8 protein-coding genes are annotated in these 13,503 nt (G+C 74.3%); 7 read left to right on the forward strand and 1 reads right to left on the reverse strand.

What is annotated here, in order from left to right; translation table 11 throughout:
* Nucleotide 1: 1 nt before the first annotated feature.
* Complete coding sequence (locus tag AB0M99_RS21365) at nucleotides 2-3,475, forward strand: DUF4157 domain-containing protein (RefSeq protein ID WP_365922643.1); 3,474 nt, start codon at nucleotides 2-4, stop codon at nucleotides 3,473-3,475.
* Nucleotides 3,476-3,594: 119 nt separating this feature from the next.
* Nucleotides 3,595-4,317 carry a BTAD domain-containing putative transcriptional regulator gene (locus AB0M99_RS21370; protein ID WP_365922645.1) on the forward strand — a complete coding sequence of 241 codons (723 nt, stop codon included), beginning with the start codon at nucleotides 3,595-3,597 and terminating at the stop codon, nucleotides 4,315-4,317.
* Nucleotides 4,318-4,378: 61 nt separating this feature from the next.
* On the opposite strand, the gene AB0M99_RS21375 is transcribed toward AB0M99_RS21370, so the two are convergent.
* Nucleotides 4,379-4,789 carry an organic hydroperoxide resistance protein gene (locus tag AB0M99_RS21375; RefSeq protein ID WP_365922647.1) on the reverse strand — a complete coding sequence of 137 codons (411 nt, stop codon included), beginning with the start codon at nucleotides 4,787-4,789 and terminating at the stop codon, nucleotides 4,379-4,381.
* A 126-nt stretch (nucleotides 4,790-4,915) separates the two neighbouring features.
* Between AB0M99_RS21375 and AB0M99_RS21380 the strand changes: the two genes are divergently transcribed.
* The 5 genes from AB0M99_RS21380 (at nucleotide 4,916) to AB0M99_RS21400 (ending at nucleotide 13,498) form a co-directional block, all read left to right on the forward strand.
* Entirely contained in the window at nucleotides 4,916-5,404 is a 489-nt protein-coding gene (locus AB0M99_RS21380) for a MarR family transcriptional regulator (RefSeq protein WP_365922649.1), read from the forward strand.
* 358 nt (nucleotides 5,405-5,762) lie between these two features.
* A complete protein-coding gene (locus tag AB0M99_RS21385; RefSeq protein ID WP_365922651.1) occupies nucleotides 5,763-7,586 on the forward strand; it encodes a BTAD domain-containing putative transcriptional regulator in 1,824 nt (607 codons plus the stop codon).
* 81 nt (nucleotides 7,587-7,667) lie between these two features.
* Nucleotides 7,668-9,911 carry a TOMM precursor leader peptide-binding protein gene (locus AB0M99_RS21390; RefSeq protein WP_365922653.1) on the forward strand — a complete coding sequence of 748 codons (2,244 nt, stop codon included), beginning with the start codon at nucleotides 7,668-7,670 and terminating at the stop codon, nucleotides 9,909-9,911.
* Complete coding sequence (locus AB0M99_RS21395) at nucleotides 9,908-11,836, forward strand: TOMM precursor leader peptide-binding protein (RefSeq protein WP_365922655.1); 1,929 nt, start codon at nucleotides 9,908-9,910, stop codon at nucleotides 11,834-11,836. The genes AB0M99_RS21390 and AB0M99_RS21395 overlap by 4 nt, the downstream gene beginning before the upstream one ends.
* Nucleotides 11,837-11,869: 33 nt before the next feature.
* Nucleotides 11,870-13,498, forward strand: a complete 1,629-nt coding sequence (locus AB0M99_RS21400; protein WP_365922657.1) for a SagB family peptide dehydrogenase — start codon at nucleotides 11,870-11,872, stop codon at nucleotides 13,496-13,498.
* Nucleotides 13,499-13,503: the final 5 nt, after the last annotated feature.

Consider the following 13,503-nt stretch of genomic DNA (forward strand, 5'->3'; position numbering starts at 1 on the left):
GGTGGCCGCGCGCGAGGTGCCCGCCGCCCCCGCCCGGGCCGAACGGCGGGTCCTGTGGCGGGCCCGTGACCCCGAGGGCCCTGCGGCTCCGGAGCCCGACGGACGGCTGGAGGCGGCGGCCGACCGGTTCGCCGAGCGGTACGAGTCCCTCGCGCACGGGAGCGTACGCCCGATGCCGCGCCTGGACCCGGCGGCCTCTCCGACCGGCGGCGCGGGGGCTCCCCTGGACTCCGCGACGCGGGCGGCGATGGAGCCGCGGCTGGGCTGGGACCTGTCGCAGGTACGGGTGCACACCGGGCGCGGCGCCGCCGACTCGGCGGCGGCCCTGGGGGCGCAGGCCTACACGGTCGGCCGGCACATCGTCCTCGGGGACGGCGTCCGGCCCGGTTCGGGCGCGGGGCAGCGGCTGCTGGCGCACGAGCTGGCCCACGTGGCGCAGCAGGCCCGCGGGGAGGGGCTGGGCAGGCTCCACATGAAGCGGCTGCCGCCGGCCGGGACGAGGCCGCCGAAGCCCAAGGGCAGGGGCAAGGGCCAACCGTTCTGGGTGGACGTGACGCAGGAGCTGAACCCGGCGGAGCTGCTGCGCGCGTTCGTCTCCCAGTACTACCAGAGCAAGGACGAGGCGGAGACCAGCCGTCGGCTTCCCCTGTGGCACTGGAGCAGGCCGGGCGGGCTGTCGGCGACGGCCACCGACGTACGCAACGGCGGGCTCTGGCTGAACGTCACCGATGTCACGCAGACCGCCCTCGACCGGCTCCCCCAGGCCGAACGGGACCAGATCAACGCGGAGGCGGACCAGCGCTTCTGGGAGCAGAACGGCCTGCCGCCGGACACGAAGCTGGGCACGGGCCCGGAGGACGCCCACCTGCGCGCCCGGTGGCTCGGGGTCCGCGCCGACGTGGCGGGCGAGCACGAGCTGCTGCGGGAGATCCATGCCCTGCCCGAGGATGTCAAGGCCGTCCTCTTCGCCGGGCAGAAGCCGCTGGTCCCGGGGGACTACGAGGACGTACTGCGCCTCGGCCGCAGGCTGAACGCACTGACCCCGGCCCAGCGTGCGGTGTACCGGGACAAGATCACCGGGACGACGACGGACTGGAAGGAGCTCGACGCCGCCATCACCCGGTTCGAGGCGCAGCAGCGCGGGCGCGAGCTCGACGCGGAGGCCACCGAGGCGGCGGCGGCCACCCTGTTCGGGTGCGAGGACCTGTACCGGTTGTGGAAGCGCAGGAACGCCACGCGCCTGGAGAGCGCCCGCACCGCGGCGTACTACGCCTATGTGCCCGGACCCGCGCGCGCGGCGGCGGAGGCGAGCGCCGAGTTCGACGCGGCCCTGGTGCGTCACGGGTTCGCCGACGAGTCGGCGTTCCTGCGGGCGGTGGAGAACTACCGGGTGCGGTTTCGCGACGAGGCGGTCAACATCGCGCTCGACGTCCTCGATCACTACGACCACCTGCTGTATGTGGAACGGGGCAAGCTGCGCAGTCCCGGCTACGTCGCCGGCCTCGTCTCCCGCATCGCGGAGTCGGGCGCGGCCGGTCTGTACAAGCGGTCCTCCGAGGCGGAGGAGATGGCGAGCCTCACCCGGTCCAGCGCGGACCCCGAGTCCCGGTACGAGAAGAGCCGGGCCGCTTCGAAAGCCTCCGAGTACCAGAGGGAGGCCGCCGGCCTGCGGAGTTCGGCCGAGACTGCCGTGATCACCGCGGGCGGTGACGATCCGCTGGTCGATCCCGGGAAGCTCGGCCGGGACACCAGCCGCGAGAAGCTCGCACGGCTGGACGAGGCCGGCGCGCGGCAGTACCTGTTGGAGGTGATCGACGCGCGGCTGGCGGACACGGCCAAGGCCCGCCACGAGTTCACCACCGACCCCGAGCGCGTCTTCAGCCTGGACGGGCTGGTCCAGGCGACGAAGCAGAGCCAGGGAGCGGATGCCGGCACGGTGTACGGCGAGATCGTGGACGACCACGTCAAGGCCGTGCGCGACGCGCACGTGTTCACGGCCGTGGTCCTCACGATCATCGCCCTCGTCCTCGCCGTGCTCGTGCCGGTCGGCGGCTGGGTCGCGGCGGCCGCGCTGGTCGGCAACACCGTGCTCAGCGTCTACCAGGCGATGGAGGCGGTGCAGGAGTACCGGAAACAGGCCGTGGAGTACCGGCTGTCGTTCATCGCGGACAGCCCTTCGCTGGCCTGGGTCGTGGTGGCCGTGGCGGCGGCCGCGCTGGACCTGGGCACGACCACGGCCGAGCTGCTCAAGCTGTCGGCGAAGGGGCTCACCAGGCTCGAAGGCCCGCTGCGCGAGTTCGCCGCCGCGGCGGACGCGGAGGGCGCCGCAGCGCGCCTGGAGAAGCTCGCCGCGAAGATCGACGAGGCCGAGGGGCTCGACCAGGGGATCAAGGAGGCCCTCAAGACCCACGCGGCGGCCAAGGCGGGGCTGGAGCAGGTGCTCGGCAAGGTCATGGGCCGGCCGATGGCCTTCGCCGGGGCGGTCGACCCGGTGCTGATCATGAGGGGCCTCTTCCACTTCGTACGGAAGGGGGTGAGCACGCTCACGAAGCTCCGCAAGGAGAAGCAACTGCTCGATCTCATGGGCGACGTGACGAAGCTGACCGGCGCGGGCAAGGCCGAGCTCGAAGCCGCGTTCAAGGAGGTCCAGGAGATCGTCAAGGTCGGCAAGGCCCGCAGGATGGACGACGACACGATGCTGGTGTTCGTCGACCGGGCCGCGGCCGCCCGGAAGGTCGGCGCCGCGAGCGAGTTCGAGTCGATCGTGGCGGACATGCGGGGCTGGCATCCCCCGACGCCGGAGCAGATCGCGGCGGAGAAGGCCTACATCGAGGCCTGGGAGCAGCTCCAGTCCCTGCGCAAGCTCAAGGCGCAGGCCCAGGCCGACCTCAAGGCCGGGCCGAGGACACCCACCGGGGCGACGGACCACGAACGGATCAAGGAGCTCAAGGAAGAGCTCGAGGGCCTCGACGATGTGGTCCACGCGGATCGGGACGGCAGGACGTGGACGGAACCCGGCCTGATCCCCCAGGCGAAGCGGGACTTCCTGGCGGCCGAGGCCCTCGCCGAGGCCGCCCGGGTCAGCCCGGTCAAGCGCATGCGGGCGGTCTTCAACAGCTCTGCCGAGCGCGCCGAGATCGCGGGGGCGCACGCGGTCGACCAGGTCGGAACGCTGCGGAAGGCCTCGGGGGGCCTGGAGGTCGACCACGTCGTCTCGCTGGACCGCATGTCCCAGATGGAGGGCTTCAACAAGCTGAAGGCCCTGGAACGCCAGCAGCTCGCGGTCCGCAAGGACAACCTCGTCCTGATGGACGCCTCCGCGAACTCCTCCAAGGGGCCGCGCAGCTGGTCGGCGTGGGAGAACGCCTCGAACTACTACACCGATCCCGCGGACATCACGAAGTGGATGGCCAAGGACGCCGAGCTGACCGCGACGATCCAGAAGTGGATCCTCAACACGGTCCGCGGCCGCTGATACCTGTACGAACGTCCACCGGCGGAATCGTCCACCGGCGGGTCGCGACACCACCCGGACGAGTGCGTTCGTCCGCCCGTGAGCAGGGAAGGGAGAGGGGGCACAGGGAGAGGGGACCGATGCCGTACGACACGTCGCTGCCGACGCCCGTACTGCGGCTGCTGGGGACGTTCCGGTTCGAGGCGGCCGGTGGCACGGTCGCCGTCGAGGCTCCGGGGCAGCGGCTGCTGGCCTTCCTCGCGCTCAACCGGAGCGTCAGCCGCGGGGTCCTCGCCGGGACGCTGTGGCCGGAGGCCGGGGAGGTGCATGCGCAGGGCAGTCTGCGGACCGCCCTGTGGCGGCTGCGCCGCGGCGGCCACCACGTCGTCGACAGCCGCGGCGAGATGCTCTCGCTCCGCGAGGAGGTCACGGTGGACGTGCACGCCTTCCTGCGTACGGCGCTGCGCGTCGTGGACGCCGACGGCGACCCGGGAGACGATCCCTTCCTGGGCCTGCTGTTCGCCGGGGACCTGCTGCCGGGCTGGGACGACGAGTGGGCGCTCTTCGAGCGCGAGCGCCTGCGGCAGCTGCGGCTGCACGCGCTGGAATCGCTGAGCGCCCGGCTGACCCGGTCGGGGCGGCACGCGCTCGCCCTGGACGCGGCCCTCACCTGCGTGAGCATCGAGCCGCTGCGCGAGAGCGCCCACCGGGCGGTGGTGGCGGTGCACCTGGCCGAGCACAACGCGGTGGAGGCCGTCCGCCAGTACGGGGCCTTCCGGCGCCTGGTGCGGGCCGAACTCGGCCTGGAGCCGTCGGCGCGGTTCACGGCGATGCTTCCACCGGGGTCGGCCGGCGGGTGGTGACGCCGGGGACGGGAGCGCTCGCACGCGCTCCCCTCCCCCACGCCCCGGGCACCCTGGGTGACTACTCGACCACGAGCTCGACGTCGATGTTGCCGCGGGTCGCCTTGGAGTAGGGGCAGACCTCGTGCGCCTGCTTGACCAGCAGGTTGCCGGTCTCGCCCGCCAGCGCCTCGGGGAGCTCCACGCGCAGGACGACGGCCAGGCCGAAGCCCGTCGCGTCCTTGCCGATGGCGACCTCGGCCGTGACGGAGACCTCGCTGGTGTCGACCTTGGCCTGGCGGCCGACCAGGCCGAGCGCGCTGGCGAAGCAGGCCGCGTACCCGGCCGCGAAGAGCTGCTCGGGGTTGGTGCCCTGGCCGCTGCCGCCGAGCGCCGGGGGCATGGCGAGCGCGAGGTCGATCTGGCCGTCGGAGCTGACGGTGCGGCCTTCGCGGCCGTTGGCGGTGGCGACAGCGGTGTAGAGCGCGTCCATCTCGGGTGTCCTCTCACGGGGCGGAGGCGGGGCGGCCGGTCGGCGACTCCGCTCCATGAGGATGACACACAATTCAGTTGTGCACAATTTAATTGCTGGTCGAGGCATCCGAGGTACAGTGGCACCATGACCGAGCAGCAGACCGACACCCTCCGCGACCAGGACTTCCTGCGCCTCGACGGCCAGATCTGCTTCGCGCTCAACGCGGCGACCCGCGCCTTCGGGGGCCTCTACCGCGTCGTCCTGAAGGACCTCGGGCTGACCTACCCCCAGTACCTGGTGATGCTGGTGCTCTGGGAGCACGGCGAACTGCCGGTCAAGGAGATCGGCGGACACCTGCGGCTCGACTCGGGGACGCTGTCCCCGCTGCTCAAGCGCCTCGAAGCGGCCGGTCTGATCCGCCGCGAGCGCAGCCCCGAGGACGAGCGCTCCGTACACGCCCACCTCACCGAGGAGGGCCTCGCGCTGCGCGCCCGCGCGGTGGAGGTGCCGCGGCGGATCGCGACCGCCACCGGATTCGAGCTCGGCGAGATCCGGGACCTCCAGATCCGCCTGCACCGGCTCACCGCCGCCCTCGACGCGGCGGCCGTGGAGCCCGGGACCGCGGAGTCTTAGACCCCGCCGCGGGCCGCGATGGAGCGGGCCGGTTCGGGGTGAGCACGCGGTTCGGCCAGCGCTCTCATATCAGTGGCCGGATATGGACCTTAATTGGATCTACGCTCCGTGCTTGGATGGCGCCGCAGCCGCAATTCGTTTACGCGTGAACGTTTTTGACGGTCTGACCGTAACGCCCCGAAGCGCCGAAGTGACGGAGAAGAGACGAACGCCGGGCAAGTCGTAAACAATCCCGGCTGCGACTCGACTTTCACAAGATCCGTTATGTAGGGTTCCATTCATTCACCGACCCAACGAGGACGCAGGCCACCCATGCCGCGCCTCCTGCGAATACGTGACCCGACACGGGGGACCAGTCATGCGGTTCCAGCTTTTGGGGCCCTTGAGTATTGCGCACGGCCCGGAAACTGTTGTTCTGAAACCATCCAAACCGACGAGCCTTCTCGCCGCTCTTCTCCTCCATCCCGGAGCGGTCGTCTCCACCGGCTATTTGCTGCACGCCGTTTGGGACGAGGAACCGCCCGCCACCGCGCGGGCCGCGCTGCAGACCTGCGTGCTGCGGCTGCGCCGGTTATTCGAGAAGTACGGCATATCCGCGACCACCATCGAGGCCGTGCCGGGCGGTTACCGGATGCCCAACGACAACCGGACCCTGGATCTCGTGCAGTTCCGCTTCCTCGCCGAGGAGGCTTCCGCCTCGGCGGACCCGCAGGAGGAGCTCTACCGGCTGCGGGAGGCCCTGTCCCTGTGGCACGGGCCGCCGCTCGCCAACGTGGCCTCGCTGATGCTCCGGCGCGACGCCGTTCCGGCGCTCGAACAGGAGCGGCTGCGGGTGCTGGAGCGGGTCTGCGACCTCGAACTCGCCGCCGGGAACTGCCATCAAGTGCTCGTCGACCTGTACGAGGGCGCCCGCCGCCATCCGGTGCGCGAGCGCTTCACGGAACAGCTCATCGAGGCGCTCTACCGCACCGGGCGGCAGGCCGAGGCCCTCGCCGAGTACCGGACCGTACGGGAACGGCTGCGTGACGAGCTGGGGGTCGACCCCGGGGCCGGGCTGCGCCGCCTGGAGATGGCGATCCTGCGGGCCGAGGAGATCGGGCCGCCGCCGACCGCCCGGCCCGCCGTGCACCGGGCGGACGTCCACCGCGCGGACCTCCACCGGGCCGACGTCCACCGGGCCGACCTCCACCGGGCGGGCTCCCCGCACCCGGCCCTGCCGGCCCCGGCACCGCCCGCCCCGGGCCGCGTCGCCGAGCGCGGCGCGCTGCCGCCCGTCCCCGGCTTCGCCGGGCGTGCGGCCGACCGCAAGGCCATGGTCGGGCAGCTCGCCTCCGCGGACGGGCCGCGGCTGGTCATCGTCTCGGGGGCACCCGGCATCGGCAAGTCCGCCCTGGCCCACCAGTGCGCGTACGAGGCCCAGGGCGCCTTCCCCGGCGGCGTGTTCAGCATCGCGCTGGCCGGGCCCGACGGGGACGGCCTGAGCACGGACGAGGCGCGCGGGCTGCTCCCGGAGCCGGACCGCGACGGGGGCCGGCAGCTGCTGGTGCTCGACGACGCGGCCGGGGCCGGTCAGGTGCTGTCACTGCTCCCCCGGGCCGGGGACGCGGCCGTGCTCGTCACCAGCCGGCGCGGGCTCGCGGCCGTCGCCGCCACGCACGGCGGGGCGGTCCACCGCCTGGACGTGCTCGATCCCGCGGAGGCGTACGAGCTGCTCGCCGGGCTGGTCGGAGCCGGACGGATCGCGGCCGAGGACCGGTCCGCCCACCGCCTCGCCGCCGTCTGCGGGCACTTCCCGCTCGCCCTGCGGATCGCGGCGGGCCGGCTGCTGACCCGGCCCGGGCTCTCCGTCGCCGACTGCGCGGCCTGGCTGGCGGAGGACGCGCCCGGCCGGCTCGCCCTCGCCGAGGACGTCCGGCTGTCGGTACCCGAGGTGTTCGGGCGGGCGCTGGACGCGCTCCCACCGGAGCAGCGGGACGCGTTCCTGCGACTCGGCTCGCTCGGCCAGGAGGCCGCCCTCACGGCCGTGGCGGGCGAGGGCGTACTCGAACAACTGGTGGACGCCGGGCTGCTGGAGGACGGGCCGCCGGGCCCTCATCCCTACCGGCTCCATCATCTGCTTCGCGTCTACGCGCGTTGGTACACCGAGCGGCGGCTGGACGCCGTACTGCCCGCACCGCCCTGACCTCCTCCGCCTTCCCGTTCTCCCCTCCCCCCTCCCTTCCCCGTTCCCCCATCGCTCCCAGACCGCAATCAGGGGTGCCCCATGTCCCAAGCCAGCTATGAGTCCGTCGCAGCCACCCGGCCCAGGATCCGCCGGGACGTGCTGTTCACGCAGACGCCGGACGGCGTGCTGTTCCACAACTCCGACGGCGGTTTCCGCCTGGCCGCCAAGACGGCGTACCGCTTCGCCACGCTGATCGTCCCGCACCTCACCGGCGAGCACACGGTCGCCGAGATCTGTCGGGGCATGGGCGATCCCCAGCGGGCGATGGTCGGCGAACTCGTCCGGACCCTGTACGACCGGGACTTCGCGCGGTCGGCGCGGGAGGACACCGGCCGGCCGGTGCTGCCGCCCGACGTGGCACGGCGGTTCGCACCGCAGATCGCGTACGTGGAGCACTACGCGGACGACGCCGAGGCCCGCTTCCTGCGCTTTCGCGGCGCACGGGTCGCGGTGCTCGGCGACGACGCCGTCGCCCGCTGGTGTTCCCTGAGCCTGGTGCGCAACGGCTGCGCGGTCGTCGGAGTGCTGCCGCAGGCGGACCGGGAGGTGCTGGACATCGATGTCACGGAGGCCGTCGCCGACGGCTGCCCGGTGGAGGTACGCATCCTGCCGGGCGGCGAACAGGACCTCGACTGGGCGGCGTTGGACGAGTACGACACCGTCGTGGTGACGGGCGGACGCACGGCCCCGGCGCGCCTGCTCCCGCTGCTGCGGGCCGGCATCCCCGAGGGCCGCACGCTGCTGCCCGCCTGGACCTACGGCTCCGACGCGGTGATCGGCCCGCTCATGACGCCCGGCACCCCGGGCTGTTGGGCCTGCGCGGCGCTGCGGATGGGCGCGGCGCGCGGGGAGTCGGGAGCGGCGGCGGAGCTGTGGAGCTCCCTGGCGCTGCCGGGCGGCCCGGAGGCCTCCGGGCCGGTGCCGGGGCGTCCGCTGGCCGCGATGATCGGCAACCTGCTGGGATACGAGGTGTTCCGCGCGGCTTCCGGGGCGCTGCCCGCCGAGACGGCCGAGCGGCTGCTCGTCCAGGACATGGAGTCGCTGGACGTCACCGCCGAGCCGCTGCTCGCGCATCCGCGCTGCCCGTTCTGCGCCGATGGCGGCGCGCAGGCACAGGCCGAAGCGGTGGACCTCACCGCCGCGGGCACTTCGGCCGTGCCCGCGCTGCCGACCCTGGAGACGGCCCGCGAGGCGGACGCGCTGGTCGAGGAGCTGAACCGGCGCTCGGAGCTGGTGCGCCCCTACGCCGGGGTGTTCACCCGGTTCGCCGACGAGCCGCTGACCCAGATACCCCTGAAGCTCGGCGTGGTCGAGCTGGGCATCGGGCATGCCGGGAAGCGCTCGATCGCCGCCTTCGACGTCCATCACGTGGCCGGGGCGCGGATGCGCGCGCTGGACGCGGCGGCGCTCGTGTACGCCGAGCACGTCGTGCCGGCGCGCGGGCTGGTGACCGGGGCCGCGGCGGCCGGCGGGGCGTCGCAGGAGCTGGCCCTCTCCACCGGCTCGACCGCGACGGCGGCCGCGACCGGCCCGCACCAGCAGGCCGTCTCGCTGCTCACCAAGGAGCCCGTGCTCGTCCCGGCCGGCGCGGTGCGTCCGTTCGGGCCGCACAACGGCGACCGGGCCTTCGAGCGCACCCGGGCCGGGGCGGGCGCGGGCCCGACCCCCGCGGACGCGGCCGCCGCCGGGCTCGCCTCGGCGCTCGGGTACGACGCGCTGCTGCGCGCCGTACGGGGTGCGGCGGCGGGCCCGGTGCCGCTGCCCGCGACCGGTGCGGGGGCCGACTCCGACGCCGAGCTGGTCTTCCTCGTACGGTCGGCGGAGCGGCTGGAGCTGCCCGTCGAGCTGCTGGACCTCGGGGAGGGCGCGCGCAGCGGCGTACACGTGCTGCTCGCTCGCTCCGGCGGGCGATGGGCCCTGGGCAGCGATCCCGTGCGCCGGTCGGCGGCCGTCGGCGCGCTGCGGGAGCTGCTGGGCGCGGTGCAGTTCGAGCGCGACGAGGCCGGCGGCCGGGGCGCGGGGGCCGCGGCCGATACCGGTGACCCGCTGCTGCGTGACCTCGACCCCCGCGCGCTGGCGGTGTCCGGCGCGGCCGACCCGGTCGGCACGGCCGACGACGACCGCGCCGCCGTCGGCTGGGCGGAGGTGCTGGACCGTCTCGCGTCGGCGGGCCGGGACGCGTACGCGGCCCCGACGGGCTCGCCCGACCTGGCCTCGGCGGGCATCCACACGGTGCGGGTGCTCCTCACCGAGACCACCGCCGCCCGGGAGCCGCGCGGATGACGCGCAGCACCGGGGGGCTCGGGGGCGCTCTCGCCGACGGGCTCGGGGGCGCGGCCGTCGCCGAGCGGTTCGCCGGGCTGCTCGCGCGGGCGCTGACGGCCCTGGACGGCCCGCGCGCGGAGCTGTCCGTGCTGGGGCTGCGCGACGCCTTCGCCGAGGAGCCGGGCGGCAGCGGGGACGGGGCCGTGCCGGTGCACCTGTACGGGCATCAGGCCGTGGTCGGTCCGCTGCCCGCGCACGGGCCGGGCTGCGGCCGCTGTCTGGAGCGGCGGTGGCAGGCCGTACGGTCCGTCGCGCTGCGGGACGCGCTGGAGCTGGGCGGGGGGACCCGGGCCGCGGGCGAGTGGCCGTACGCCCACGCCTTCGCCGCCGAGGCGCTGGCCGCGCTGGTGACGGCGGCAGCGGCGGCGCCGGCTCCCGGGCCGTTCCCCGACGTACGGGTGCTGGACCTGCGCAGCGGCCGCGTACGCCGCTATCCGCTGGTGCCCGACCCGGAGTGCCCCCGGTGCGGCAGGCCCGGAGCGGACGCCCCGGTCGCGCTCGATCCGCCGCCGGCGCCCGCGTACCGGCCGGGGGCGTTCCGTACCCGGCCCGTCGAGGCGTACGGCATCGACATCGCCGCGTTCGCCAACCCCCTGTGCGGGGCCCTGGGGCCCTCGCTCGTCCAGGACGTCTCCTCGACCTCCACGTCGGCGACCATCGGCTGCTTCTCGATGCGGTCGGGCGAGTACCTGCGCGAGACGTTCTGGGGCGGGCACACCGACTCCTTCGACCGCAGCGCGCGGGTCGGGGTCCTGGAGGGGCTGGAGCGGTACGCGGGGATGCGCGCCCGCTCACGCAGGACCGGCGTGTTCGGATCGCTGGACCGGTTCCGAGCGGACGGCGCCGTCGATCCGCGCGAAGTCGGCCTGTACAGCGAGGAGTTCTACCGGGGCAACCCGCGGGTACGGCCCTTCGCGCCCGACCGTGAGATCCCCTGGGTGTGGGGGTGGTCGCTGCGCGACCGCGTACCGCGCCTGGTGCCGGAGATCCTGACGTATTATCACGCGCCCGGTCTGGAGAACCGGTTCGTGCAGGAGAGCTCCAACGGCTGCGCCTCCGGGGGGAGTCTGGCCGAGGCCCTCTACTTCGGCCTGCTGGAGGTCGTGGAGCGCGACGCCTTCCTGCTGGCCTGGTACGGGCGCCAGGCGCTGCCCGAGATCGACCCGGCGACCAGCAGCCGCGCGCGGACCCGGGCCATGGTGGACCGCCTCGCGCTGTACGGGTACCGGGCCCGTTTCTTCGACACCCGGATCAGCTTCCCGATCCCGGTGGTGACCGCGGTCGCCGAGCGCTTCGACGGGGGCCCCGGCCGGATGTGCTTCGGCGCGGGCGCCGGGCTGGATCCGGAGGCCGCGCTCGCCTCCGCACTGTGCGAGATCGCGACGGACGCGGTGAACCTGACCGGGCGCACCGAGCGCGACGGGGCCCGACTGCGGGCGATGGCCGCCGACTTCGGCCTGGTGACCGCGCTGCACGACCATCCGCTGGTGTACGGGGTCCCGGAGATGGGCCGGCACGCCGACTTCCTGCTGCGCGCTCCGGACCCGGGTCCGCTGCGGCCGGTGGCCGCCCTGCGCCCGCCCGACGCCGCGCGCGGCGGGGCCCCGGACGACGTACGCACGCACCTGGAGCGGTGTGTCGCGGCCGTGGCGGCCGGCGGGTTCGACGTCGTGGCCGTCGACCAGACCCTGCCGGAGCAGCGGGCCCTCGGCCTGCACACGGTGAGCGTGCTGGTGCCGGGGCTGCTGCCGATCGACTTCGGCTGGTCGCGCCAGCGGGCGCTCGGCATGCCCCGGATGCGGACCGCGCTGCGCGCGGCGGGGCTGCGCGGGCGCGATCTGGAGCCATGGGACCTCAACCCGGCCCCGCATCCCTTTCCCTGACCCCGATCGACCCTCGAACGCAGGAGGACACCCGTGGGCTACGCCCATGACTACGCCAACGCCATCATGCATCGAGGCCGGGTCCCGATGGAGCCCGCCGACTTCGTGCCCGACTGGACGGACCGGCCGCGGAAGGCGAAGTTCTACCCGGGCGCGGAGACCCTGCCCCTGCCCGACCCCGCGGCCGCTCCGTCGCCGGGGGCCGCGGGGTCGGCGGGGGCCCCGGGCAGCGGGTTCACCCTGCCGCTGCTCTCCGGGATGCTCCAGGACTCGTACGGGCTGACCGGGCGCCGGCTGGGCGTGCAGGCCAACACCGACCTGGCGGCGCTCCCCCACTACACGCAGGCCAACTGGTCCCGGGGCACGGCCTCCGGCGGCGGTCTGTACCCGATCGGCGTCCACTGGGCCGCGGGCGCGGGCGGACCGCTCACACCGGGGCTGTACCACTACGCCCCGCACCAGCACGGGTTGCGCCGGCTGCTGACCGGGGACGTCACCGGTGACATACGCGAGGCCCTGGGTCCGGACGGGCCCCGGGCCACCCAGTACCTCGTCCTCGGGGTCAAGTACTGGCAGAACGCCTTCAAGTACAACAGCTTCTCCTTCCACGCCGTGAGCATGGACGTGGGCGCTCTGCTCCAGACCTGGCGGCTGTGGGCGCGGCCGTACGGGCTGCGGATCGCGCCGGCGCTGTGGTTCGACGAGGAGCGGCTCGCGCGGCTGCTGGGCGTGGCGCCCGAGGAGGAGGGGATCTTCGCGGTCGTCCCGCTGGAGTGGGCGGGAGCACCGGCGGACTCCGCCCTCCCCGCCTCCGGTCCCGCCGCTGCCTCTGCGTCTGCGTCTGCATCTGCGTCTGCATCTGCCTCTGCCCCTGCCACTGCCTCGGTGCGCCGCCGCGACGCTGAGCGCTCCCGTACCGTCCTGACCTTCGAGACCCTGCGCCGCGTCCACGACGCCACCCTCGGCCGGGCCGTCGACCGCCCCGCCCCCGGCGCGCTCGACGCGGCCGCCGCGTACCCGGTGCGCGGCGCCGACCCGGTGGCGCTGCCCGCGCCCGCCGCCGCGCCCGTCGGCGTACGGGAGGCCCTGCGGGCCCGGCGCAGCAGCTTCGGGCGCTTCGACGCCACCCGGCCGGTCACGGCGGAGCAGCTGGCCGCCGCGCTCGCCGACTGCGCGGCCACGGCGCCCGGCAGCGAGGCCGAACGGCCGGACGGGCCGCGGCTGACCTCCCTGTACGCGTTCGTCAGCCACGTCGAGGGGGTGGACCCCGGCACGTATGCGTACGATCCGGCGGCCCACGCGCTGCGCCTGGTGGTCCCCGGCCCGCCCGGACCGTTCCTGCAGCGCAACTACTTCCTCTCCAACTACAACCTGGAGCAGGCGGCCGCCGTGCTCGTGCCGACCGTGCGGACCACCGCCGTCCTGGACGCGGTGGGCGACCGCGGCTACCGGCTGGTGGGCGCCGCCGTCGGCGCCCTCGCGCAGACCTTCTACACCACCGCCGCGGCCCACGGGCTGGGCGCGGGGGTGGCGCTCGGCTTCGACAACATCAGTTACGTCGAGGAGCTGGGGCTCACCGGCACCGACGAGGCACCCCTGCTGATCATGCTGCTCGGCCACGAACGGCCGCGGCCCGCCGACTTCCGGCACGAGATCGCGTGAAGGGG

It is taken from the genome of Streptomyces sp. NPDC051183 (assembly GCF_040682455.1).
In the GTDB taxonomy this organism is placed as follows: domain Bacteria; phylum Actinomycetota; class Actinomycetes; order Streptomycetales; family Streptomycetaceae; genus Streptomyces.

Coding starts and splice junctions, on each gene's coding strand:
- AB0M99_RS21370 (WP_365922645.1), top strand. CDS start 3,595: ATGCCGTACGACACGTCGCTGCCGACGCCCGTACTGCGGCTGCTGGGG.
- AB0M99_RS21375 (WP_365922647.1), bottom strand. CDS start 4,789: ATGGACGCGCTCTACACCGCTGTCGCCACCGCCAACGGCCGCGAAGGC.
- AB0M99_RS21380 (WP_365922649.1), top strand. CDS start 4,916: ATGACCGAGCAGCAGACCGACACCCTCCGCGACCAGGACTTCCTGCGC.
- AB0M99_RS21385 (WP_365922651.1), top strand. CDS start 5,763: ATGCGGTTCCAGCTTTTGGGGCCCTTGAGTATTGCGCACGGCCCGGAA.
- AB0M99_RS21390 (WP_365922653.1), top strand. CDS start 7,668: ATGTCCCAAGCCAGCTATGAGTCCGTCGCAGCCACCCGGCCCAGGATC.
- AB0M99_RS21395 (WP_365922655.1), top strand. CDS start 9,908: ATGACGCGCAGCACCGGGGGGCTCGGGGGCGCTCTCGCCGACGGGCTC.